The 21,908-nt window shown below is 72.0% G+C and carries 22 protein-coding genes and 2 pseudogenes; 9 read left to right on the top strand and 15 right to left on the bottom strand.

The window, feature by feature from the left end:
- Positions 1–28 precede the first annotated feature (28 nt).
- The 4 genes from ACFP3V_RS10860 to ACFP3V_RS10845 all read right to left on the bottom strand — a co-directional run bounded on the left by ACFP3V_RS10860 (position 29) and on the right by ACFP3V_RS10845 (position 5,821).
- On the bottom strand, positions 29–1,408 hold the full coding sequence (locus ACFP3V_RS10860) for an ABC transporter permease (RefSeq protein WP_380582426.1): 1,380 nt from the start codon (positions 1,406–1,408) through the stop codon (positions 29–31).
- Positions 1,405–2,349 carry an ABC transporter ATP-binding protein gene (locus ACFP3V_RS10855; RefSeq protein ID WP_380582424.1) on the bottom strand — a complete coding sequence of 315 codons (945 nt, stop codon included), beginning with the start codon at positions 2,347–2,349 and terminating at the stop codon, positions 1,405–1,407. The genes ACFP3V_RS10860 and ACFP3V_RS10855 overlap by 4 nt, the downstream gene beginning before the upstream one ends.
- 144 nt (positions 2,350–2,493) lie before the next feature.
- Positions 2,494–5,235 carry a PKD domain-containing protein gene (locus tag ACFP3V_RS10850; RefSeq protein ID WP_380582422.1) on the bottom strand — a complete coding sequence of 914 codons (2,742 nt, stop codon included), beginning with the start codon at positions 5,233–5,235 and terminating at the stop codon, positions 2,494–2,496.
- A gap of 262 nt (positions 5,236–5,497) precedes the next feature.
- Positions 5,498–5,821, bottom strand: coding sequence for a hypothetical protein (locus tag ACFP3V_RS10845; protein WP_380582420.1), 324 nt, complete (start codon positions 5,819–5,821; stop codon positions 5,498–5,500).
- 171 nt (positions 5,822–5,992) lie between these two features.
- Here ACFP3V_RS10845 and ACFP3V_RS10840 point away from each other — a divergent pair, with 171 nt between their 5' ends.
- Entirely contained in the window at positions 5,993–6,379 is a 387-nt protein-coding gene (locus ACFP3V_RS10840) for an SsgA family sporulation/cell division regulator (RefSeq protein WP_380582418.1), read from the top strand.
- Between the two features lie 67 nt (positions 6,380–6,446).
- Here the strand turns inward: ACFP3V_RS10840 and ACFP3V_RS10835 are convergent, their stop codons facing one another.
- Complete coding sequence (locus ACFP3V_RS10835) at positions 6,447–6,797, bottom strand: PRC-barrel domain containing protein (RefSeq protein ID WP_380582416.1); 351 nt, start codon at positions 6,795–6,797, stop codon at positions 6,447–6,449.
- A 146-nt stretch (positions 6,798–6,943) separates the two neighbouring features.
- Complete coding sequence (locus ACFP3V_RS10830) at positions 6,944–7,546, bottom strand: hypothetical protein (protein WP_380582414.1); 603 nt, start codon at positions 7,544–7,546, stop codon at positions 6,944–6,946.
- A gap of 261 nt (positions 7,547–7,807) precedes the next feature.
- Between ACFP3V_RS10830 and ACFP3V_RS10825 the strand changes: the two genes are divergently transcribed.
- Entirely contained in the window at positions 7,808–8,248 is a 441-nt protein-coding gene (locus tag ACFP3V_RS10825) for a hypothetical protein (RefSeq protein WP_380582412.1), read from the top strand.
- Positions 8,249–8,307: 59 nt separating this feature from the next.
- Here ACFP3V_RS10825 and ACFP3V_RS10820 read toward each other — a convergent pair whose 3' ends face one another.
- A complete protein-coding gene (locus ACFP3V_RS10820; protein WP_380582410.1) occupies positions 8,308–9,594 on the bottom strand; it encodes a flavin-containing monooxygenase in 1,287 nt (428 codons plus the stop codon).
- 131 nt (positions 9,595–9,725) lie between these two features.
- Entirely contained in the window at positions 9,726–10,634 is a 909-nt protein-coding gene (locus tag ACFP3V_RS10815) for a LysR family transcriptional regulator (RefSeq protein WP_380582408.1), read from the bottom strand.
- Between the two features lie 141 nt (positions 10,635–10,775).
- Here ACFP3V_RS10815 and ACFP3V_RS10810 point away from each other — a divergent pair, with 141 nt between their 5' ends.
- From ACFP3V_RS10810 to ACFP3V_RS10800, 3 genes are read left to right on the top strand one after another with little or no spacing between them, the layout of a single operon-like run.
- Positions 10,776–11,249 carry a RidA family protein gene (locus ACFP3V_RS10810; protein ID WP_380582406.1) on the top strand — a complete coding sequence of 158 codons (474 nt, stop codon included), beginning with the start codon at positions 10,776–10,778 and terminating at the stop codon, positions 11,247–11,249.
- Positions 11,246–11,923: a DUF1028 domain-containing protein gene (locus ACFP3V_RS10805; protein WP_380582404.1), complete on the top strand. Its 678-nt coding sequence runs from the start codon at positions 11,246–11,248 to the stop codon at positions 11,921–11,923. Before ACFP3V_RS10810 ends, ACFP3V_RS10805 begins: the two co-directional genes overlap by 4 nt.
- A complete protein-coding gene (locus ACFP3V_RS10800) occupies positions 11,923–13,125 on the top strand; it encodes a M20 family metallopeptidase (protein ID WP_380582402.1) in 1,203 nt (400 codons plus the stop codon). The genes ACFP3V_RS10805 and ACFP3V_RS10800 overlap by 1 nt, the downstream gene beginning before the upstream one ends.
- Here the strand turns inward: ACFP3V_RS10800 and ACFP3V_RS10795 are convergent.
- Positions 13,103–13,705 carry a TetR/AcrR family transcriptional regulator gene (locus ACFP3V_RS10795; RefSeq protein ID WP_380582400.1) on the bottom strand — a complete coding sequence of 201 codons (603 nt, stop codon included), beginning with the start codon at positions 13,703–13,705 and terminating at the stop codon, positions 13,103–13,105. The two genes, ACFP3V_RS10800 and ACFP3V_RS10795, sit on opposite strands and share 23 nt — an antisense overlap.
- A gap of 179 nt (positions 13,706–13,884) precedes the next feature.
- Between ACFP3V_RS10795 and ACFP3V_RS10790 the strand changes: the two genes are divergently transcribed.
- The 4 genes and pseudogenes from ACFP3V_RS10790 (at position 13,885) to ACFP3V_RS10775 (ending at position 18,503) form a co-directional block, all read left to right on the top strand.
- Positions 13,885–15,378, top strand: a complete 1,494-nt coding sequence (locus ACFP3V_RS10790) for an aldehyde dehydrogenase (RefSeq protein ID WP_380582398.1) — start codon at positions 13,885–13,887, stop codon at positions 15,376–15,378.
- Between the two features lie 47 nt (positions 15,379–15,425).
- Positions 15,426–16,067, top strand: a pseudogene (locus tag ACFP3V_RS10785) (aminotransferase class III-fold pyridoxal phosphate-dependent enzyme); the annotation flags it as partial.
- 62 nt (positions 16,068–16,129) lie between these two features.
- On the top strand, positions 16,130–16,795 hold the full coding sequence (locus ACFP3V_RS10780) for an aminotransferase class III-fold pyridoxal phosphate-dependent enzyme (protein ID WP_380582396.1): 666 nt from the start codon (positions 16,130–16,132) through the stop codon (positions 16,793–16,795).
- Between the two features lie 178 nt (positions 16,796–16,973).
- Entirely contained in the window at positions 16,974–18,503 is a 1,530-nt protein-coding gene (locus ACFP3V_RS10775; RefSeq protein WP_380582394.1) for an APC family permease, read from the top strand.
- Positions 18,504–18,573: 70 nt separating this feature from the next.
- On the opposite strand, the gene ACFP3V_RS10770 is transcribed toward ACFP3V_RS10775, so the two are convergent.
- From ACFP3V_RS10770 to ACFP3V_RS10745, 6 genes and pseudogenes are all read right to left on the bottom strand, one after another.
- Positions 18,574–19,293, bottom strand: coding sequence for a maleylpyruvate isomerase family mycothiol-dependent enzyme (locus ACFP3V_RS10770; protein ID WP_380582392.1), 720 nt, complete (start codon positions 19,291–19,293; stop codon positions 18,574–18,576).
- The gene (locus ACFP3V_RS10765; RefSeq protein WP_380582390.1) at positions 19,290–20,360 is read right to left on the bottom strand and encodes an MBL fold metallo-hydrolase; all 1,071 of its coding nucleotides are present in this window, start codon (positions 20,358–20,360) and stop codon (positions 19,290–19,292) included. The genes ACFP3V_RS10770 and ACFP3V_RS10765 overlap by 4 nt, the downstream gene beginning before the upstream one ends.
- A gap of 95 nt (positions 20,361–20,455) precedes the next feature.
- Positions 20,456–20,728, bottom strand: coding sequence for a gas vesicle protein K (locus ACFP3V_RS10760; RefSeq protein WP_380582388.1), 273 nt, complete (start codon positions 20,726–20,728; stop codon positions 20,456–20,458).
- A 9-nt stretch (positions 20,729–20,737) separates the two neighbouring features.
- Positions 20,738–20,941, bottom strand: coding sequence for a gas vesicle protein GvpJ (gene gvpJ / locus ACFP3V_RS10755; RefSeq protein ID WP_380582386.1), 204 nt, complete (start codon positions 20,939–20,941; stop codon positions 20,738–20,740).
- Positions 20,938–21,690 (bottom strand): GvpL/GvpF family gas vesicle protein, encoded by a 753-nt coding sequence (locus tag ACFP3V_RS10750; RefSeq protein WP_380582384.1) that lies wholly within the window; start codon positions 21,688–21,690, stop codon positions 20,938–20,940. Before ACFP3V_RS10750 ends, gvpJ begins: the two co-directional genes overlap by 4 nt.
- Positions 21,691–21,710: 20 nt before the next feature.
- Positions 21,711–21,908, bottom strand: a pseudogene (locus ACFP3V_RS10745) (gas vesicle protein); the annotation flags it as partial.

The raw sequence follows: 21,908 nt of genomic DNA, 5'->3' as shown, positions 1-21,908 counted from the left end.
CAGGGTGTCCGAGACGTGGGCCCTCGGATCAGGAAGTGCTTGCGTCCGGGAGCAGGTCGACGTTGCCGTCGAACTGCCAGAGGGGGTTGGGTGCGGGCTTTCCGTCGGTGATGATCAGGAAGTAGCCGTTCACCTGGACGGGGCCGTCCCCGTCGGCCGTGTAGCGCCCGTTGGCGCTGACGTCGAGTTGGTAGACGGCCTGGGCGGTGGCGCGGTAGCCGGGGACGGTCCAAGTGACGGTGCAGCGCCAGTCGTTGCCGGGTCCCTGCTGGGGGCCGAGGCCCTCGCTCTTGCTGCAGACGGCGGAGGTGTGCAGTTCCGCTCCGCTGACCGGTGGTTGGTGCATCTGCGCCTGCTGCAGGGGGTACAGGTGGGTGAACGCGGTGGCCACCGACCGTTGGATCTTGGCCTGGTCGATGCCGGAACCGTGTGCCCGGGTGGCGACGGCGGTGAGGCCGGCCGTCGCGAGCAGGAGGGCGGCGAGTGGGAGGACGCCCAGGGCCAGCGCCCTGCGTCCGGAGCCGTCGTTGCTGAGGTTGGTGAAGTCCCGGCGCAGGAACAGGACATAGGCCAGTGCCGTGGCGAGGACCGCCCACGCCAGGCTGACGGCCAGACCGATGAGCAAGGGGCCCAGCTGCTGGGGGTCGGTGAAGAGGCCGTTCCAGGAGATGAAGGCGTATCCGGGCAGCGCCAGGCGCACCGCGACGGGCAGCGGCAGCATCTGGGCGGTCTGCATGCCGAGGGCGGCGAGGACCGGGAGGACCAGGCCGAGCGGGGACCGGCCCAGGGCGATGGACCCGAGGAGTCCGATGGACGCGAGGGCGAGTGTCGGGGCCAGCACGCAGGCCCAGGCGAGCAGGACCTCGATGGCCGCGTCCCCGCCGGTCAGCAGGTGGCCGTCGAGGCCCACGAGAGGCTGGTCGCCCGCTGCCAGCAGTCCGCCGACCGCACTGGAGCAGGCCAGTCCGGCCACCAGCAGCCCGATCGCGAGGAGGGCGGCGATCGCCTTGGCGGCGAAGATCCGCCGGTGCGAGCGGACGGCGACGAGCAGGTGGCGCCAGGTGCCCAGCCGGTCCTCGGAGGCGAACACGTCGCCGGCGACCAGGGAGGTGACCAGGGGCAGCGCCCAGGTGCCGGCGACGCCGAGTACCACCAGGGAGCCCGCCCAGCCGGTGGCGTGCATCCATCGGCCGAAGAGGGTGTCCGACGGCAGGGTGCTCTGCTGGTCGATCCCGAAGACCAGCAGCCCCGGTCCGAGCCAGCAGAGCAGGACCAGCAGGCGTGTCCGCCAGGGGGAGAAGAGCTTGACCAGCTCCATCCGCAGGATCCGGGCCACCGGGACCGGCCGTCCGGCCGACGTCCCGGTCCTGACCGTGACGGCGGTGCTGTCGGTCAGGGTCGAGGTCATCGGTCGGCCTCCTGCTGGGTGAGGGCGTGGAACGCGGCTTCGAGCGGTGGGACGACGGGGGTCAGCTCGCGCACCGCGACGTCGGCGCGCACGATCCGCGCCACGAGCTCGTCCAGGGCTGCTGCGGCCGCGCGGACCACGACCACCTCGCTGTCGGTGGGCGCTGCGGTGTCGTGGGCGTCGACGACGCGTACGCCGGGCGTGTCGGCCGCGAGGGCACGGGCGGTGTCCGCGTCCGTGGAGCGCAGCCGGTAGTCGAGTTCGCGGACGTCGTCGGTGAGCTTCTTCACCGGGCCGGAGAAGACGACGCGCCCGGTGGCGAGGATGGTGACCTCGGAGCAGAGAGCCTCCAGGTCGTCCATCCGATGGCTGGACAGGACGACGGCGGTGCCTTCGCCCGCGACCCGGCGCAGGACGCTGTGCACGAGCTTCTTGCCGGCCGGGTCCAGGCCGTTGGACGGTTCGTCGAGGACCAGCAGGCGTGGTCGGGTCAGCAGCGCCGCGGCCAGGCCCAGCCGCTGGCGCATGCCGAGGGAGAACCCGCGGACCTTGGCGTCGGCGGCATGGGTGAGGCCGACCTCCTCCAGAGCCTCCTCGACGGTTGCGGCTGTCGTGTCGTCGGGGCGCAGGGCCGCGAGCGTGGCGAGGTTCTGCCTGGCGGTCAGGGCGGGGTAGAGGCCCGGGCCGTCGACGAAGCCGGAGACGCCGTCCGGCGCGTTGGGAGTGCGATCCACCGGGGTGCCGAGAATCTCCAGACTGCCCTCGTCGGCCGTGGCCAGACCGAGCAGCAGACCGAGCAGCGTGGTCTTGCCGGCGCCGTTCGGGCCGACGAGGCCGTGGATCTGACCGTGCGTCATTTCCACGTCGACGTGGTCGAGTGCGACGACGTCACCGAAGACCTTGGTGATGCCGCGGGCCCTCACCGCGACGGGTGCGTCCATTCGTCCATCCCTCCCTCAGCGGGGCGCGCGGGCCGGCCGTCTCGGCAGGCCGGGCCCCCGGCCCTTCGGCTGCGGATGCGGCGTCGGGTGGTGCACCGCGGTGCACCACCCGACTGTCCGCGATCGGCGGTCAGATCATCGGACTCAGCTGACGTTCACCGCTGCGTCGTCGAGCACGAACGAGGTCTGGTACTCGAAGTCCTCGGCGCCGGTGAACTTCAGCGTGACCTTCTGCCCGGCGTACGCGCCCAGGTTGAAGGTGTGCTGGGTGTATCCGGTGTTGTGGTTGAGGTTGGAGTAGGTGGCCAAGGTGGAGAGCACGGTCCCCGAGCTGTTCAGGACCTGCACCTTGAGGGTGTCGTAGGCGCTGCTCGTGGAGGTCTCGGCCGTGTTGACGTGCAGCCAGAAGCTGAAGCTGTAGCTGCTGCAGCCGGTGGGCAGCGTGACGGTCTGGGCCACGGTGTCGGTGTCGGTGGTGCCCCAGCCGTTGAGCCAGGCGTCCCAGGTACCGCTGTGCGGCGGCTCGGAGCTGCTGCTGTTGATGACTTCGACCGGGCTGTGCGTCGAGGTCACGGTCCAGGGAGCGGGGCTCGAACTGCCGTTCTCGAAGCCGGGGTTGCCGAGCAGCTGGCCGGCCTTGCAGCCGGTGCCGGTGGGGGTGGCCGAAGCCTCGTTGCCGGCCGCGCCCTCGCCGACGCCGTTCACGGCGGTGACGGTGTAGTAGTACGTCTGACCGGCCGTCAGTCCGGTGTCGGTGCAGGAGGTCACCGCGCCCAGCCCACTGCAGCCGCCGCTGGTCAGCAGTGTCTCGCCGCCGCTCGCGGTGCCGCGGTAGACCTTGTACGAGGTGATGTTCTCGCCGCCGTTGCTGGCCGGTGGCGTCCAGCTGAGCGAGACCTGCCCGGTTCCGGCCGTGGCGGTCAGGCCGGTCGGGGCGCCCGGCACCGTGGCCGCGATGGGATCGGCCGTGATGGTCACGGTCGAGGATGCGGTGTGGGCGGGGGAGGCGCTGTCGGTGACGGTCAGCGTGGCGGTGTAGGTGCCTGCGGTGCTGTAGGTGTGGCTGGGGTTCTGGGCCGTGCTGGTGGCGCCGTCACCGAAGTTCCAGCTGTAGCTGTACCCGGGTGTGCCACCGGTGCCGGTGCCGGTGAAGGCGACGCTCAGCGGCACCTGGCCGGAGGTGGGGGTGGCCGAGGCGGAGGCCGCCAGCGGGTTGCCGACGGCGTTGACCGTGGTCGTCACCTGCGCCGTGGCGGTGTGGGCGGGGGAGGCGCTGTCGGTGACGGTCAGCGTCGCGGTGTAGGTGCCCGCGGCGGTGTAGGTGTGGCTGGGGTTCTGGGCCGTGCTGGTGGTGCCGTCACCGAAGTTCCAGCTGTAGGTGTACGGGGCCGTGCCGCCGGTGGCCGAACCGGTGAAGTTCTCCGTCAGCGGCGCGTTGCCGGTGGTCGGCGATCCGGTGGCGGTGGCGGACAGGGGCGTCGAACCCTGGACCCAGAAGTCCTCCAAGGGGTCGCCGAGGGCGGCCTGGTCGGCCGTGGTCATCGGGAACGTGGACGAGCCCAGGTTGTCGTTCGGGTCGATGACCCCGGAGTGCACGTTCTGCATCGTGCGCTCCATCGCCGCGATCACGTTCGCGGTGGTGTAGGCCACGTGCGAGAGGTAGTGCTGCTTGACGTAGGTCGGCGACCCGATGACGAGCAGCGGCACGCGGTAGGTGTTGCTGACGTGGTCCGGGCCGTTGTTGCCGTTCTGGGTGTCGTCCTCGGTGACGACGATCAGCGTGTTGTCCTTGTACGTCGGGTTGCTCATGATCGAGCTGACGATGCTGTTGGTCGCGCTGTCGTTGCCGGAGACGTCCTGGTAGGTCCCCGGGTGGTCGTTGAACAGTTCCACGTAGTTGTAGGCCGGCATCCCGTACTGGTTCACGAAGTTGAGGTAGTCCGAGGCGACCGTGCTGTCGGGGATGCTCTGGTTCTGGCAGGTGTACTCGTTGTAGTGCAGCTCCTCGGGGATCGAGGTGCCGGGACGGTTCGGCGGCAGGACCTCGGCCTTGCCGGTGGCCGGGTTCTTCCAGTACCCGCTGCCGCTGCTGACCATCCAGTAGATGTCACCGTTCATGACGAACGTGTAGGGGCTGGTGCCGCTGCTGGTGCCGGAGGGAGTGGTACAGGCGTTGGTGCCCTCGTCGGAGGGACCGTTGTCGCTCTGCAGGAAGCGGTCGAACTGGGTTCCCGTGGAGGGATAGGACTGCTGCTGGTTGGAGGACGAGGACTGGCCCGAGAACAGGAACCAGTGGTTGGGTCCGGAGGGCGGCTGGACGCCGGTGCTGTACGAGTCGGACAGCGCGTAGGTCTTGGCGAGCTGGTGCAGGTAGGGCACGGAGCTGATGTGGTTGGTGCTCTGCACCTGTCCGTTGCAGCCGGCGATGACGGTGGTGGCGCAGTCGCCGAGGTAGTCGTCGAAGGTGTGGTTCTCCCGGTAGATGACCACGAAGTGCTGGAACGGCGGGAAGTACGGCGCCAGGGGGTTCACCGCCGCGGTGGGGCTGGCCGTGACCACCCGGTGGCCGCCGACCGTCCGTACGACGCTCTTGTCGGTGATGGAGAAGTTCCTGGGTTGCGGGAACTTCGCGAACTCGACGCCGGGCGGCGCGAACTTCGCGCCGGAGCAGTCGAAGTCGTCCGGCTTGTAGGTCATCGGGCGCTTGCCGAGCGGCAGGCTCTTGGCGTTCGGAGCGCTCGTGGCCGGGTTCCAACCCCTGAGCGTGCAGGAGCCGACGCCGCTGGCGGGGTGCGTGCCCCCTTCGGCCGTGGCCAGCGAGGCCCCGCCCAGGGCGAGGGCGGCGACTAAGCCCACACTCGCCGATCTCTTCTTCCACTTCCTCATCGATGCGCCTCCGCACATGACGGTGCATGGACAGATGTGTGCCATCCGTATGGTGGCCGCGAGCGGGAAGGCCGGGCAAGGAGATGCGCGTAGACTCTTAACGAACTGCGGCTTTGGCCGCCCCTGGCGTTCGGCCCGAACTGACGACGAGTGCGGCGCCCAACTGGCTTCGGTGGCACGGGTGATGGACCTGGTCCGGCCCGTTCGGCGCCCAGGCGTTCTGTCGTCCCGACTCGGGTGCCCGTGACGGGCGTCTGCCGTCCTACACCGTGAGCAGCGTGAGGTTCCGGGGGCCGCAGGCGGCGAGGGCGTCGCACAGCACCTGCGTCGGGTGGCCGATGGCGAACAGGACGTCGGATCGACGCATGGCCACGTGCAGACCGTGCAGGAACTCCACGGCCATGCTGTCGACGATCTGCACGGCGTGGCAGTCGAGTTGGATGACGGCCGGGAAGCCGTCCTCGTCCAGGATGCGCTGGGCGCGGGCAGCGAGGTCCGGCAGCGCGTCGGCGGTCAGCTGCGCGGGTGCGGGGAAGTGATGGGCGGTCAGCTGGGCGCGGAGGATCGGGTCACGGTCGCCGGGCACGGGACATCCCTTCGTCAGAGGGGGACGGACTGCGGGCACAGGTCCTTGCGGGGGTGGACGAAGTCGGGGCGTGGCAGTTCACCGGTTCGGTCGACGTTGCAAGCGACGGTATGGGGCAGACGGTGCACGAGAGACGTCAGTTCGCGACGGAGACGGGTCGGGAGGAGCACGGTGAAGCGGCTGGTCGAATTCGAGGTGGAGGGCGGCGGTCACGGCTGGATGAGCCTGCGCTACCGGGCGGACCGACCCTTCGAGGTCGTCGCCCGCTTCCCCGGTACCGTCACGGGCACCGGGACTCCGGCCGTGTGGTGTTTCGCCCGCGACCTGCTGCGGGAGGGCCTGTTCCGCCCGACGGGCCTGGGCGACGTTCGCGTCCGCCCCCAAGGACCGGTGACCGTCATCGAGTTGCACGGCTGCGAGGGACGTGCGCACCTGTGGATCGCCACGAGCGTGCTGGCGGAGTTCGTTCGGGCCAGCGCCGTACTCGTCCCCTTCGGCGAGGAGGGCAGGGTCGCGGACTGGGACGCCGGGCTGGCGCAGTTGCTCCAGCCGGAGTAAGGCTTCGGGCGGCGGGGCCCGGCCGGGAGTCCTGGGGGCGCCGCCCCATGGCTCCCGGCCGACCGCGTCAGACGCTGTAACGGTGGTAGTAGGAACCGAGCTGCGCGTGGTAGCCGGGGTCCGTGGTGTGCTGGTCCTTGTCGAACTCGGGTGCGGCCTTGATCTCCTCCCTGGTCCGATCGACGCGCACGACCTCGTTGACGACGTCGATGGAGGAGATCAGCCCGGCCGGCAGGAGCACGTGCTTGCCGAAGATCCACACACCGGTGTCGACGACGAGGTAACCGGCGCCGGCCTCGTTCGAGTGCTTGTCGATCTTGCCGATCCGGTCGTCGGTGGCCTCGACGGAAAACCTGGTGAGGTCGATGCCCGTCTCGTAGCCGGCGGCCTGCGTCCAGTCCCAGAGTCCGCTCTCCACGACCAACCTCCTTGATCTGCTCGGACAGTGACGGTGCGGCAGCACCACGACCATCGCCTGCCCGCGACGAAGGAAAAATCACTGCCGGCCGCGAGCCCGCGGCCCACGGCCCCCAGGACGGGTCGTGGGTTCCGCAGGGCCGATGTTCACTCCTCCACAGGTTCGAGGCGGGTGCGGTCGCGGCCGTGGCCCGGGTGGGTGCCGGCGGGCTCGCCGGTGGCGGTGGGGGAGGCGCTGGCCGAGGGCGGCACGGTGGTGCCGGGCGAGGCGGTGCTGTAGGTGGGGTCCGAGGCGGCACTGGAGGTCGGTGCCGACTCCGGCGGGGACTGCGGCGCCGGTGAAGCAGAGGGTGACGCCGGACCGGCGGTCGGCATGCTCGTCGTGCTGACCGTGACCGTGACCGTCATGGGCAGGGGTGCCGCGGCCGTCCCTGTTCCGGTGTGGGATAGCACCGACTCCCTCGCGCCGGCTCGCTGCCCCCGGGGCGCCGGGGCGGGGGAGACGTCAGGGGAGGCGGCGCCCGCCTGCGCCACGTCACCGCTGGGCGGGGTGGGCGCGAGCGCGGAGCCCACACCCCAGCCGCCGATCAGCCCGGCCGCCAGCAGGCCCAAGGAGAAGCCGGCCAGCGCGACCTGGCGGCTGCGGGGCTGCCTGGTGACCATGCTCGGCATGATCCGGACGGCGACCTGGGCCGCCCATGCCGGCGGCGGCTTCTCCGGCAGGTCCGGATCCAGTTCTCTTGCGGGCATTCCGCATCCGGGGCAGCTGAGCGCTCCGTTGGTATGGCGCCTGCAGGTGGGACAGTAGCTCATCCGGCCCTCCCGTTCCGGGAAACCTGTCGCTCCGTCAGCTTTGCATCGCAGCAAGTCACTTGTGCGATTCCGGGACGGATGTCCACCGAATGGCCCAGGCGTCCCGGCCCCACCGCCGGGCTCGTGCGCTCCTGCCCGTGCGCTCATGCCTCACCACGCAGGCGGGTTCCCTGGCCGGCGCCGGGGCAGACTCACAGGATGGCGAGCAAACCTGGAGAAGAATCCGACGGTGGCCTGGAGCGGACCGAACTGCTGCGCATGTACCTGGACGTCCTGCGGCTGCGGCTGTCGGAGGACGAGTTCCGCGTCCTGGGCCTGCTCATCAAGGGAGTCTTCGACTTCATGGCCTCCGGCCGGAGCCAGGGGGAGACCGAGATCTCGGACGAGGACGAGCCGTTCGCCACCGATGCCGTCCGGGGCGAGTTGATGACCATCATGGGCATCCTCACCACGGGGAAGCTGGACAAGCAGCTGGTCGATTTCGGCGACGGCATCCGCGCCCTGGTCGACGCGGACGCGGCCGCCGACCCCGCGCGGCTGGAGGAACTGCACGAACTGCTGCGCCGCGACCGCGAGCGCCGCCATCAGGAGGACGAAGTCCTGCGCGGCATTGCCGAGGCCTCCGGGATGAGCCCGTGACGAGGGCCTGAGGAGTGGCTGCCGCCGCGGGCCGGTGACCGGTCTGCGGTGGCTCTCGCTCACCGGCCTCGGCCGTGCGCCCTGAGGCTGCTCGGGCCGGCCGTCCCGTGCGCAAGGTAGCCGCGCTGGATGGCGATGTGGTCGGCGACGTAGCGGGCGTCGTGCCAGACGCCCCAGATGAAGCTCGAGCCGCGGCGGGACTGCCAGGGCAGGCCGAGGAAGTAGACGCCCGGTTCCGTGGACACGCCGCGCCGGTGGGACGGGCGGCCGTTCGCGTCGAAGGCGTCGACCTGGAGCCAGCTGTAGTCGGTGGCGTAGCCGGTGGCCCAGACGATGGAGGTGACGCGGGCCTCGGCGAGGTCCAGCTCCAGGCGGGGGTCCTTCACGCAGTCCGGCTCGGGGCCGAGGAGGTGGGCCTCCGGCTCTTCGGGCAGGTCGAGACCGTTGCGTTCGACGTACGCGTCGGCGGCCCGGAGCAGCGCGAGGTACTTGGCGTCGCCGGCCGCGATGTTGTCCGCGAGGTCCGGTGCGAAGCGCAGCACGCCGTCCGCGTAGGAGGAGGTGAGGCCGACGAGTTCGATGCCCTCGGCGGCCAGGGTGCGGAAGTCGACGGTGTGCCCGCCGCGGGCGCCGCTGACGGCGATGGTGACGTGTTCGGCGCCCTGCGGCGGCGTCTCCGCGTCCCAGAGTCCGAGCACGCCGAGCCACCAGCAGAAGTCGCGTCCGCGGTAGGCGCGGGGCGGGCGGTCGTGGGGGCCGACGGAGAGGAGGACCCGGCGGCCGGAGCGGCGCAGCTCGTCGGCGATCTGCACGCCCGAGGAGCCGTCGCCGACGACGAGGACCGCGCCGTCGGGCAGTTGCCGCGGGTTGCGGTAGGCGTGGGAGTGGATCTGCAGGGGGGCCGCCCCGTCCGGGACGATCGGCGGGATCAGGGGGCGTTGGAAGGGTCCGGTCGCGGCGACGACGAAGCGGGCGTCGAGGGGGCCCTGCGATGTCTCCACCCGGAAGCCGGGGCGGCCCTCGTGTTTGCGGACCGACGTGACCTCGACTCCGCAGCGGACCGGGGCGCCGATCTTCCGCGCGTAGGCGACGAAGTAGTCGGCGACCTGCTCCTTGCCGGCGAAGGCGTCGGGGTCCACTCCTTCGAACTCCAGCCCGGGGAAACGGTCGTGCCAGGCGGGGCCGTTGGCGACCAGGGAGTCCCAGCGGGCGGTGCGCCACCGTTCGGCGATCCGGTCCCGCTCCAGTACCAGGTGCGGTATGCCGTGGGCGCTCAGGTGTTCGCTCATCGCCACGCCGGCCTGGCCTGCCCCGACGACCACGACGTCGGTGTTCTCGCTCGGCATTCGAAACCTCCATCCAGGCGGTAGGCGTCCGGTGTCGGGGTGACTGGGCTACCGCAGCAGGATCGTCGGCGTGCGCCGACGGTTCTGTCCAATAGAGGTTTTCGGTTTGGGAGATCTGATTGGCAGATGACCTAGGCGGTGAGCAGTTCCTGGGCCAGTTCCATGACGGCGTGGGTCCGGGCGGTCTGGCGGACGCCGTCCATGCGGGCCAGCACCAGGTCCAACGGCGGGTGCTGGTTTGCCAGTTGGAGGACAGAGACGCGTGCGCCGCTGTAGGTGTCGTCCGTCGCCGGGCGCTGGTGCAGCACGGAGAACCCATGGCCGAGGGCGACGAGGGAGCGCACGGCCTCGTAGCTGTGGGACCGGTGCCGGACGGCGGGCGTGATCCCGGTGGCGGAGACGAGCGACCAGAAGTAGTCGCGGCTGTGCGGCAGGTCGAGCAGGACGAAGGGTTCGTGGGCGAGTTCGGCCAGGTCGATGCGGTCGCGGCCGGCCAGTGGGTGGTCGGCCGCGACGAGCGCGTGCGCGGGGAGCGAGGCGATGGTCTCGCGGACGACGCTGGTGCCCAGGCCGAGGTCGTAGGTGATCGCGAAGTCGATCCGTCCGGTGCGCAGGGCCGCGTCGAGCTCGTCCGCCTCGCCCTCGAGGACGTCGACCTGGAGTCCGGGGTGGCGGACCGCGGCCTCCGCCAGGAGGCGCGGCAGGACGAAGGGCGCGAGGGTGACGAAGCAGCCCAGCCGGACCTGGCCGCTCAGCCCGCCCTCGCCGCCGCGGGCCTCGGCAGCCACGTCGCGTGCGCGGGTGAGCAACTCCCTTGCCTGCAGCAGCAGTCGGTCTCCGGCTGGGGTGACCGCGAGGCCCTTGCCCTTGCGGCGGATGAACAGCTGGACGCCGAGTTCGTGCTCCAGGTTGGAGACCGCGGTGGACACCGCCGACTGCGCGATGAGCAGGCGTTCGGCCGCCGCCGTCATGCTGCCGGCCTCGGCCGCGACCACGAAGTACCGCAGCTGCGCGAGTGTGAAACCGACCGCTTCCGTCATGTCCGGCTGCCTTCCTCTCTCATCTGATTCGGAGATGACCCAACCCTAAAAGATCTGCTTTACCCCGGGAGAGGCCGCTCCCATAGTGGTGCTGCGGCCGTCCGGCCGAACGTCCCCACCCAGCCCCGGGAGCGGTCCCTGATGGTCCATCACCGTGTGCGGCGCTTCAACACGGCCGAGAGCTACCCCGAGCAGAACCTCGCCAACGACCTGGCCCAGGCCGTCGTCGCCGAGGGCACCGTCTACCTGCGCGGCCAGATCGGGCAGGATCTGGACACCCGCGAGAACGTCGGCGTCGGCGACGTCGAGACGCAGGCGGAGAAGGCGATGGCCAATATCGCCCTGCTGCTGGAGGAGTCCGGCAGCGCCCTGGACGAGATCGTCAAGATCACCGTCTACCTGACCGACATCCGCTTCCGCGAGCCGGTCTACCGGGTGATGGGACGGTGGCTCAAGGGCGTGCACTACGTCTCGACCGGCCTGGTGGTCTCCGCTCTGGCGCGCCCCGAGTGGCTGGTGGAGATCGACGCCACCGCCGTTATCCCCTCCTCGCGCAGGGCCGAGGCGGCGAGCATCCGGTACGCGAAGGCCGCCGAGCGCGGGGAGCTGCTGTGACGTTCTCCCTGACGGCCCGCTGCGCCCGCACGGGGCAGGTCGGGGTGGCGATCGCCTCGTCGAGCCCGGCGGTGGCCGCCCGCTGCGCGTACGTGCGGGCGGGGGTGGGGGCGGCATGCACGCAGAACGTCACCGATCCCCGGCTCGGGCCCTGGCTGCTCGATCTGATCGCCGCAGGGTCGAGCGCGGCCGACGCCGTCCGCCACACGAGCGACACCGAAACGCTGGTCGCTTGGCGGCAGTTGACGGCCGTCGCGGCCGACGGCAGCCCCGCGGCCTTCTCGGGGGAGCACGCGCTGGGCACGCATGCCGAGGCCCTCGGCGCGGACTGCGTGGCCGCGGGCAACATGCTGCGGCATCAGGGGGTCCCGCAGGCGATGGTCGACGCCTTCGCGGCGGAGCCGGAACTCCCGCTCGCGCAGCGCCTCTTGGACGCGCTGGCTGCCGGTGTGGCGGCGGGCGGCGAGGAGGGGCCGGTCCATTCGGCCGGCCTCCTGGTCGCGGAGGCGGTGCCGTGGCCCGTGGTCGACCTGCGGGTCGACTGGACCGAGCAGGATCCGGTCGCCGAGCTCGGTGCGCTGTGGCGCCTGTGGGAGCCGCAGCAGGACGCCTACGTGCGGCGGGCGCTCGCGCCCGAACTCGCCCCCAGCTACGGCGTTCCGGGGGACCTGTGATGACGAGCCATCAACTCCCGTACCGAGCGCGGGCGTCCGAGGGCGTCCGGTCGCTGCTGGCGGAGGCGGTCACGGCCGCCTCCGGCCGCCTGGTCTCCCTGTCGCACCGCCTGCACGCCCACCCGGAGACGGCGTGGGAGGAGGAGAAGGCGGCCCGGTGGACCGCCTCGCTCCTGGACGACCTCGGGTTCGCGGTGACTCCGGGCGTCTGCGACCTGCCGACGGCGTTCCGCGCCACCGTCGGCAGCGGCCCGCTGCATGTGGCGCTGTGCGCCGAGTACGACGCGCTGCCCGGCCTGGGGCATGCCTGCGGCCACAACATCATCGCCGCTTCGGCGGTGGGCGCTGCCGCGGCGCTCACCCGGGTCGCCGACGGCCTCGGGCTGACCGTCACCGTCCTGGGCACCCCTGCGGAAGAGGGGGGCGGCGGGAAGATCCTCATGCTGGAGCGCGGCGCGTTCGCGGGCGTGGACGTGGCCATGATGGTCCACCCCGGTCCCGTCGACGTCGCCGAGGCCGAGCCGTTCGCCGTGGCCCATCTGGGCGTGCGCTACACCGGGCGGGCCGCCCACGCCGCCGCCTATCCCGAGCAGGGACGCAACGCTGCCGACGCGTTCACCGTCGCCCAGGTCGGCATCGGGTTGCTGCGCCAGCAACTGCCGCCGACCACGCGGGTGCACGGCCTGGTCACCCGCGGGGGAGAGGCGCCGAACGCCATCCCCGAACGCACGCAAGGGCGTTGGTACGTGCGAGCGGGCAGCCTGGAGGAGCTGGAGCGGGTCCGGCCGCGGGTCGAGGCATGCTTCCGCGCCGGCGCGCTTGCCTCCGGGTGCGCCCTGGAGATCGAGCCGGAGAGCCCGCCGTACTCGGAGTTCCGCAACGACGCGGAGCTGGTCGCCCTCTACCGGCGCAACGCCGAGGGCATCGGCCGCCGCTTCGCCGCGCCCGGGGACCCCGCGGCGCGGATGAACCGGGCCTCGACCGACATGGGCAACGTCTCGCGGGTGGTCCGCGCGCTGCACCCCTACCTCGGCATCGACTCGCTGCCGGCCGTCAACCACCAGCGCGAGTTCGCCGCCGCCTGCGCGACCGCGGCCGCCGACGCCGCCGTGCTGGACGGCGCGCTGGCGCTCGCGCTGACGGCGGCGGATCTCGCCGCCGGGGGAGCCGCGGGAACCGCTACAGCTCGGGACAGCCCGTGATCGTGCGCGCGAAGGCCGTCAGCAGCGTCAAGGCTGCGGCCCGGGTGATGGCCGGGTTGCGGGCGACGATGTGCAGGCCGTAGCCGTCCTCCAGCGCGACCAGGTTGCGGGCGGCGTCGCCGACCGCGCAGGTGAGCGTGAACGCGCCCTTGGCGGCGCCGACTTCGAGCAGCACGGCGTAGAGGGCGACCTCTCGCGCGTACAGCGAGGACATCAGCGCGGCGTGCGCGGCACTGCGGTCGGCGAGGCCGTGCAGCTCGAACAGCAGCCGGTGCACGGCGTCGTCGGGCCCTTCCGGCAGCCCTGACCCCAGCGCCGCGCGCATCCGGTCCAACGGAGACTCCGGAGCGTCGATGCGTTCCTGACGCCGGTTCAGGTAGCGCTCCACAGCGGCCTGGTGCACGGCCAGGACCAGGTCGTCGAGCTCCGGGTAGTAGTACAGGACCGATCCGGCGGAGATCCCCGCTTCGGCGGCGATGTCCTTGATGCGCAGGGCGGCCATGCCGCGGTCGGCGATGGCCCGTCCGGCGGCGTCGATCAGTTCCCCGCGGCGGGCTTCCTGGTTCCTGGGCCGTGCCACTGTCGCCCCGTTCTCTGATGCGTGGGTCGAATCCGGTACGCGGAAAGCTACCCGGCTATTGACGGAACCGCCAGACCATTGCTTGACTCCCGATTCAAAGAACTCGGGCACACGCCTGATCCCGGCCTCGCAGGACGAGTCCGCGGCCGGCGGCCCTTCGAGGACTCCTGAGGTTCGCTATGAACACGCCCACCCCACCCGCCGCCGACTGGCACCAGCTGGCGGCGGCCCTGACGCCGCAGACCCGCGCCTTCATCGACGGCGAGCAGCGCGACGCCCGCTCCGGCGCCGTGTTCACCGACACCGACCCCGCCACCGGCAAGGCGGTCGCCGAAGTCGCCGCCTGCGACGCCGCCGACGTCGACGACGCCGTCCGCTCGGCCCGCGCCGCCTTCGCCGACGGCCGCTGGAGCGGCCTCGCCCCGGACGCCCGCAAGAAGCGCCTGCTGCGCCTGGCCGAGCTGATCGACCAGCACGGCCCGGAACTCGCCCTCTACGACTCGCTCGACATGGGCAAGCCGGTGGCCGAGGCGCTCACCGTGGACGTCCCCGGCGCGGCCGGGTGCTTCGCCTGGCACGCCGAGGCCGCCGACAAGCTCTACGACGAGGTGGCCCCCGCCGCGCCCGGCAACCTGGCGCTGGTGCGTCGCGTCCCGCTGGGCGTCGTCGGCGCCGTCGTGCCGTGGAACTTCCCGCTCGACCTCGCCTCCTGGAAGCTCGCCCCGGCGCTCGCGGCCGGCAACAGCGTGGTCCTCAAGCCCGCCGAGCAGTCACCCCAATCCGCGCTGCTGCTGGCCCAGTTGGCGCTCGAGGCGGGCATCCCGGCGGGCGTGCTCAACGTCGTCCCCGGCCTCGGCGAGACCGCCGGGCGGGCCCTTGGCCTGCACCCGGACGTGGACGTGCTGGCCTTCACCGGCTCCACGGCCGTGGGCCGGCTGTTCCTGGGCTACGCCGCGCAGTCCAACGGCAAGCAGGTCTGGCTGGAGGCGGGCGGCAAGAGCCCCAACCTGGTCTTCCCGGACGCCGACCTCGACGCCGCCGCCGAGCGCGCCGCCTTCGGCTTCTGCTTCAACGCCGGCCAGGTCTGCTCGGCCAACACCCGCCTGCTCGTCCACGCCGACATCGCGGACGAGTTCACCGCCCGCGTGGCCGAGCACGCCGCCGCGTACGTCCCCGGCGACCCGCTCGACCCGGCCACCCGGCTCGGCCCCCTCGTCGACGAGGCCCAGGCCCAGCGCCTGCTGGACGCCGTCGAGGCGGCCCGGGCCCACGGCGGCCGGGTGGTCCACGGCGGCACCCGCCCCGACCGGCCCGGCGCCTACCTGCACCCCACCATCGTCGCCGGGCTGCCCGAGGACGCGCCGCTCGCCCGCGAGGAACTGTTCGGACCGGTCCTGACGGTCCATCAGTTCCGCGACGAGGCCGAGGCGGTCCGCCTCGCCCATGACTCCCCGTACGGCCTGGCCGCCTCCGTGTGGACCCGCGACCTGGCCCGCGCCCACCGCGTCGCCGAGGCGCTCCACGCCGGGACGGTGTCGGTCAACACCGTCGACGCGCTCAGTCCGATGACGCCGTTCGGCGGCTTCAAGCAGTCCGGCTTCGGCCGCGACCTCTCCCTGCACGCCTTCGACAAGTACACCGGCCTGAAGACCACCTGGATCTCCTACGGCTGACCGCCGCGCCCCGCCACGCCCCGTCCTCCTGCACGAAAGGCACCGCCATGAGCCGCACCCCGATGACCTCGGACCAGTTGAAGACCGCCGACCGGGCCCGGATCATCCACCCCTACCTGCCCGGCTCGATCAGCGAACGCGTCGTGATGACGGCCGGATCCGGGTGCCGCCTGACCGACTCCGACGGACGCTCCTACCTGGACGCGACCGGCGGCCTGTGGCTGGCACAGATCGGGCACGGCCGCGAGGAGGTCGCGCGGGCGGCCTACGAGCAGATGGCGAAGCTCGAATACTTCACCAGCTTCTGGGAGTTCTCCAACGACCGCGCGATCGAGCTGGCCACCAAGCTCACCTCCATCGCCCCGCGCGGACTGGGCCACGTCTACTTCACCTCCGGCGGCTCGGAGGGCAACGAGGCCGCGATCAAGATGGCCCGCTACTACCACCACCGGCGCGGCGAGTCCTCCCGCACCTGGATCCTGGCCCGGCACAAGGCCTACCACGGCATCGGCTACGGAGGCGGCTCGGCCACCGGCTTCCCCGTCTACCACGAGGGCTTCGCCCCGATGATGCCGCACGTCTCCCACCTCACCCCGCCGTGGCCGTACCGCAGCGAACTCTTCAACGGCGAGGACCCCACCGACTTCCTCATCGCCGAGCTGGAGCAGCGCATCGCCGAGATCGGCCCCGGCAACATCGCCGCCATGATCGGTGAGCCGATCATGGGCGTCGGCGGNTGGGCGTCGGCGGCATGCTCGTGCCGCCGGACGACTACTGGCCGCGCGTGCGCGAGGTGCTGGACCGCCACGGCATCCTGCTCATCCTCGACGAGGTCGTCACCGCCTACGGGCGCGTCGGATCCTGGTTCGCCGCCCAGCACTTCGACGTCACCCCCGACATCATCGTCACCGCGAAGGGCATCACCTCCGGCTACATCCCCCTGGGCGCGCTGCTCCTCGGGGACCACGTCGCCGAGCAGCTGCTGGCCGACGCCGGCTTCCCGATGGGCTACACCTACAACGGCCACCCCGTCGCCTGTGCGGTGGCGCTGGAGAACCTGGCCGTCATCGAGCGCGAGAACCTGCTCGCCCGTGCCACCACGACCGGCGCCTTCCTGCACCAGGAGCTGGAAGCACAGCTCGGCGACCTCCCCGTGGTCGGCGAGATCCGCTCCGTCGGCATGATGCTGGCCGTCGAACTGGTCGCCGACCGGGCGACCCGCGAGCCGCTGCCGATGCTCCAGCCGATGCTGCCGGACGTGATCCGCCGGGAGACCGGCGTCATCGTCCGCGACTGCGCGCACTCCCTGGTGCTGTCGCCGGCGCTGACCATGACGGAGACGGAGGCCAAGGAGGTCGTCACCGCCATGCGGCAGGTCCTCGAGCGCGTCCGGCCCAGCGGCGAACTCCTCCGCTAGAACCGCGCACCCCCTCCTGGACCACCGGGCCGCCCGTCGCCCCCACCCGGGGCAGCCCGGGTTTCCCCACGGTCCCGCCGGCCGCCGCCGCTGTCGGCAGGCGGTCCGGCGCCTCGCGGCCCCACTCCGCACGCGCCCCGCACGAACGCCTCCCCTCCCCACACACCGAGGAGTCCCCGTGTCCGCCACCCCCGCGCCCGACGGCCAACTGCCCGTCGGCAGAACCGAGTCCGTGCCGCACCTGCACCGCAGCCTCGGCCGCTTCGACATCATGGCCCTCGGGGTCGCCGCCGTGATCTCGGCCGACGTCATCGGCCAGATCGCCACGGGCGGCGGCAAGGCCGTCACCTGGACCCTCGTCCTCGCGCTGCTCTTCCTCGTGCCCTACGCCCTGCTCTTCGCCGAGACCGGCGCCGCGTTCCCGCAGGAGGGCGGCCCCTACGTGTGGGTCAAACTCGCCTACGGCCGCACCGCCGCCGCGCTGACCACCCTCATGTACTGGGTCACCAACCCCGTGTGGCTGGGCGGCTCCCTCGTCTTCGCGGCCGCCCACGCCTGGGACGGCCACGTGACCAGGCTGGGCAGCGGCACCCCCGCCGACTACGGCTTCAAGCTCGTCTTCATCTGGGTCTCCATCCTCACCGCGGTCGTCTCCCTGCGACGCGGCAAATGGATCACCACCGTCGGCGCCGTCGCCAAGGTCGCGCTCATGCTCACAGTCACCGCGACCGCGGTCGTCTACGGTCTCCAGCACGGCTTCAAGGGCCTGTCCGGCGCCTCCTTCTCGCCCACCGCAGGCGGCTTCCTCGCGCTCGTCCCCGTCCTGCTGTTCGCCTACGTCGGCTTCGAAGCCCCCAACGCCGCCGCCGAGGAGATGCGCAACCCCAAGCGCGACGTGCCCGTCTCCATCGGCGTCTCCGCAGGGGTCGCCGCCTGCTGCTACCTGCTGCCCGTCTTCGCGATCCTCGCCGTCGTCCCGGCCCGTCAGATCACCGGAGTGGCCGGCTTCCTCGACGCCGCCGTCCTCGTCTTCGGCAGCTACGGCACCGCCGGCGGCGCGCTGCTGAGCGCGATCAGCGTGCTGTTCGTCTTCGTGCTGCTGACCCAGGGCAGCGCCTGGATGATCGTCAGCGACCGCATGCAGGCCATGGCCGCCGCCGACGGCGGCTTCTTCAGCCGCGCGCTCGGCGCCTTCCACCCCCGCCTGGGCACCCCCGTCAGGATGAACCTGGTCTCCGGCTTCACCGCCACCGCGTTCATGCTGGCCGCGACCCTGCTGGTCAGCGGCAGCACCGCAGCGGTGTTCAGCGTCGTCCTGACGGTGGCCGTCACCACCCTGCTGCTGTCGTACCTCGTCGTCATCCCCGCACTCGGCACCCTGCGCAGGAAGCACCCCGGCGTCCCGCGACCGTACCAAGTCCCCTTCGGCGCCTGGGGTTTCCGGATCAGCCTGGGCCTCGTCCACGCCTGGATCGCGCTCGGCTCCTGGATCGCCCTGTTCCCCGGCGTCCTCGAACGCGTCCTGGGCGTCTCCTACGACTTCACCGGCACCTGGGGCGTCTCGCGCACCGTCTTCGAGACCTTCACCCTCGGCACCGTCGCCGTCCTGCTCGCCGTCGCCGTACTCGGCCGCGTCATCGCCGCTCGCACCGACCGCCGCAGCCCGCAGGCACCCACCGCCGACACCCTTCCGGAGCTGCAGGCATGACCCCGGTCATCGCGTCGGCCCGCGGCAAGGCCGGGCCGTGATCACCCAATGGCCCGCCACCGGCCGGCCCTCAGCTGCGCCAGGGCGGCACCTGCGGCAGGCGGCCGGGTGGATCGACGCTGAGCGCGCTTCCGTCGATGCGTCCTGAGAGCCAGCCCAGCAGCTCGGCCGCAGGCCCGGACACCCGCGGCCCGGCGCCGCCGCCGACCGCGTGCGCCCCGGCGCCCCCTGCGACGTGGAGCACCATGGCCGGGGCATCGGGCCTGCGCCTCAACCGGTCCACGGTGGTAGCCAGTTCCCGTACCACGAACTGCTCGGGCCAGTCGGCAGGCCGGTGCCCCATGTCGAGGTCGGTGTGGTGTACCTCGACCTCACGCAGCAGGCTTCCCACCGCCCCGCCGACCGGCCGCAGGCTGCCGCCCAGCCAGCGCACCGGCACCTTCCAGGCGCCCGCAGGATGGTCCGCGGCCATGACCAGGAAGCGGCGAAGTGCCCCCTCCAGATCGTCGACGAGCACCGCGGCAGGCAGGCGGGCCCCCGCCTCGATCTGCCGGGAGCGTTCTTCCTCGCTGAGGTACTGGGGCAGCTGCGCCCCGGTGCGGGCCGCCGTCAGCAGTCGCGTGCGGGAATCGGCGGCGCGCGCGATGTGGGTGAGCACGTGCGCCCGTGTCCACTCCGGCAGCAGCGACGGCTCGCGGACCTCGCTGTCCGTCAACCGTTCCACCGAGGCCAGGAGTTGATCGATCGACCGACCGAGCGGCGGCAGCCACGCCGCAGGCGGCTCCCTCACTTCGTCTCCAGGCACGTGTCTCTCCGATGCTCGCCCCCGGCCGCTGCGGTCACCGCGGCGTCACCGGTTCTCCTGCCCCGGAACGGCCCTGCAGATCGTGCGGGTCCGCGGCCTGACTGAGCCGCGGGTGTCACCGTCGGCGGAAGCGGTCGGCCAGTCGGTGGGCCAGTGCGCGGCCGAGGAGGCGGAGCTTGGCCGTGGCCGGGTTCCAGGTAGACGACGAAGTCGTCGTAGGCGCGGATGGTGTCCTTCTTCCCGCCCAGGGCGGCGACGGCGTCCCGGATACCGCTCAGGTGGGCCGCCGTCAGCGGGAGGGGCCGCTCCCGGGGCTGCTGGACAGCTCCCAGGGGGTAGTCACGGCGCGGACGGTCCGTCATCTCCACGTGGCAGCCCAGGACGTGGCTCACCTCGTGCGTCTTCGCGAAGTCGACCAGCCGGTCGAGGGTGGCCAGGTAGGCCGCCGCGTCGGAGATGTAGAGGCGGCCGGGCAGCACCGTGTCCCCGGTCAGCAGCCAGCCCGTCGCCGGGTCGTGGACGGTGACCGATGCCTCGTGGTGACCGGGGGAGGGGAGCAGCTCCAGCGGACGGCCGCCGAGGTCGAAGACGACGGAGCCGGTGGGCCAGGTGTCGTCCGTGAAGCCGAAGAACTCCCGAACCGCCTCGACTCCGTGGCCGACGACCACCGTTGCCGGCCGGTCCGCGAACTGGCCGTCGGCGGCGACGTGGTCGCCGTGCGGATGGGTGTGGGCGACCACGAGTCGGTAGTCCTCGCGCGGATGCGCGGCCAGGTGCTCCGCCAGGAGCGAGTCGACCGTGGCCCGGAGGGGGAAGGCCTCGGGATCGCCGACCGCGCCGGTGTCCAGGAGCAGGGCGCGTTCGGTGCCGAGGAGCAGGAACAGGAACGGGGCCTCGTAGTTGAGCGTCTTGCTCTGCCGCAGGATCCAGGTGCGCTGGTCATGGCGGTGCACCTGGATCGGGGCCTCGGGCGCGCTGCGGCGCGAGGGCGTGCCGTGGTTCCAGGCGACGGCGTACAGGTCGGTCGCGGTGCGGGTGGTGTCGTCGGCCATGCGGGTTCCCCGGGGACGTGGTGCGGCGTCGTGGGGCCCAAGAGTATGTGCGCGGCCGTGGTTCCGGCGCCTTCGCCGCATCGGCGGCGGCCCGCTCACAGCAGGGTGCCGAGCGGGCCCAGGTCGAGGTTGAGGTCGTCGCGCTCCAGGCCCATGCGCCGGCACAGGGTGTCCATGCGGTCGTCCAGGAGCATCAGGGTGGTTCCCAGGCGCTCCTCCTGCTCGGGCGTGAGCGTGCCGGCGTCGAACCGGCGCAGCGCCTGGCGTTCCATCAGCTCGCGCAGCAGCTCGACGACCGTGAGGACCAGGCGCGCCAAGTCCCGTTCCACGGTGTCGGGTTCGAGTTCGAGTCGGCGCGGTGCGGACATGCCTGTCTCCTACGGTTGCCAGGGGTGCGTGTCGTTGAGCGAGCGGATGACGGCGTGCAGGGACACGTGGACCAGGTCCACGTCCGCGATGCTCAGCGTGAGGTCGCCGAGGATGACCGCGCCGCCGTCCAGGAGCCGGTCCAGCAGGTCCACCAGGGCTGTGGGACGCGACGCCTCGACGGCGAGGCTCGTCCGCTCGGGGAGGGCGGTCACGGCGCGCTGAAGTTGTAGGGGGCCCACGGCCCGGTGACCTCCACCGCGACGCCGTCCGGCAGGTGCGCGGCCAGCGCCTCGACGCGGGCATGGAACTGCTCGCTGTGGCGCTGGGGCACCAGGTAGGCGTGGTTGACGAGGTTGACGCCGCGTCGACTGCGGGCGAGAGCACCGGATTGCGGGGTCAGCGCGCGGACCGAGGTGACGACCCCGGCCAGCTCCTGCGGCAGGCGCCGCTCCAGTTCCGCGACCGCTGCCTCGCGGGCCTTGCCGCCCAGGCGCTGCGCGTGCCGACGGCGCAGGTACGAGCGGCCGTCCTCGGCAGCGGATGCGGCAGGCACGGCGTCGGGGGAGGAGAGCACGTCGATCTTCACGGCCCACTCCTGGCAGCCCGTCAGCTTGCCGAGGCGGGCGGGCAGATCGGGCCATTCGGCGAGCGAGGCGCGCAGGCTCCCGGCGTCGCGGTGGAGGGTGGCCAGGCGCAGCGGCAGCACCGTGCCGTGCGCGGCGAGGGCCTGGACGACAGCGTCGTGGGCGCGTGCGGTGGCCTCGAGCCAGGAGAGGTCCTCCAGTCGGCGTCGCAGCGCGGTCTCGTCGAAGACCCGCTCGGGAACGTCGCTGACGGCGGCGGTCACGTCCCCGAGGGGGAGCGGCCGGACGGGTGCGCCGCCGACCCCGACAAGATCAGCCCAGGACAGGCGGGCGTCGGGGTCGGGGGCAGTGAAGGCGTAGGTGTAGAGCAGTGTCATGCCTCACCGCCCTCCTCGAGTTGCGGGCGGGCACGGGAGGACAGGGCCGGGTCGTGCTCCCACCAGTCGATGCCCATCTCCTTCGCCTTGTCGACGGAGACGACCAGGAGGCGGAGCTTGATGGTGAGCAGTTCGATGTCCAGCAGGTTGATCTTGATGTCACCGGCGATGACCACGCCCTTGTCCAGGACCCGCTCCAGGATGTCCGCGAGGGACGC

The organism is Streptacidiphilus monticola (assembly GCF_042658505.1).
Taxonomy (GTDB): Bacteria; Actinomycetota; Actinomycetes; order Streptomycetales; family Streptomycetaceae; genus Streptacidiphilus; species Streptacidiphilus monticola.
The sequence above is the reverse complement of the archived record's forward strand: the minus strand, read 5'-3'. Positions and strand labels throughout refer to the sequence as shown.

What these genes read in the sequence shown, in the direction of transcription:
- ACFP3V_RS10815 (WP_380582408.1), bottom strand. Translation starts at nt 10,634, where the DNA reads ATGACGGAAGCGGTCGGTTTCACACTCGCGCAGCTGCGGTACTTCGTG.
- ACFP3V_RS10850 (WP_380582422.1), bottom strand. Translation starts at nt 5,235, where the DNA reads ATGAGGAAGTGGAAGAAGAGATCGGCGAGTGTGGGCTTAGTCGCCGCC.
- ACFP3V_RS10750 (WP_380582384.1), bottom strand. Translation starts at nt 21,690, where the DNA reads ATGACACTGCTCTACACCTACGCCTTCACTGCCCCCGACCCCGACGCC.
- ACFP3V_RS10860 (WP_380582426.1), bottom strand. Translation starts at nt 1,408, where the DNA reads ATGACCTCGACCCTGACCGACAGCACCGCCGTCACGGTCAGGACCGGG.
- ACFP3V_RS10790 (WP_380582398.1), top strand. Translation starts at nt 13,885, where the DNA reads ATGAACACGCCCACCCCACCCGCCGCCGACTGGCACCAGCTGGCGGCG.
- ACFP3V_RS10825 (WP_380582412.1), top strand. Translation starts at nt 7,808, where the DNA reads ATGGCGAGCAAACCTGGAGAAGAATCCGACGGTGGCCTGGAGCGGACC.
- ACFP3V_RS10765 (WP_380582390.1), bottom strand. Translation starts at nt 20,360, where the DNA reads ATGGCCGACGACACCACCCGCACCGCGACCGACCTGTACGCCGTCGCC.
- ACFP3V_RS10780 (WP_380582396.1), top strand. Translation starts at nt 16,130, where the DNA reads ATGCTCGTGCCGCCGGACGACTACTGGCCGCGCGTGCGCGAGGTGCTG.
- ACFP3V_RS10810 (WP_380582406.1), top strand. Translation starts at nt 10,776, where the DNA reads ATGGTCCATCACCGTGTGCGGCGCTTCAACACGGCCGAGAGCTACCCC.
- ACFP3V_RS10820 (WP_380582410.1), bottom strand. Translation starts at nt 9,594, where the DNA reads ATGCCGAGCGAGAACACCGACGTCGTGGTCGTCGGGGCAGGCCAGGCC.
- ACFP3V_RS10760 (WP_380582388.1), bottom strand. Translation starts at nt 20,728, where the DNA reads ATGTCCGCACCGCGCCGACTCGAACTCGAACCCGACACCGTGGAACGG.
- ACFP3V_RS10800 (WP_380582402.1), top strand. Translation starts at nt 11,923, where the DNA reads ATGACGAGCCATCAACTCCCGTACCGAGCGCGGGCGTCCGAGGGCGTC.
- ACFP3V_RS10830 (WP_380582414.1), bottom strand. Translation starts at nt 7,546, where the DNA reads ATGCCCGCAAGAGAACTGGATCCGGACCTGCCGGAGAAGCCGCCGCCG.
- ACFP3V_RS10855 (WP_380582424.1), bottom strand. Translation starts at nt 2,349, where the DNA reads ATGGACGCACCCGTCGCGGTGAGGGCCCGCGGCATCACCAAGGTCTTC.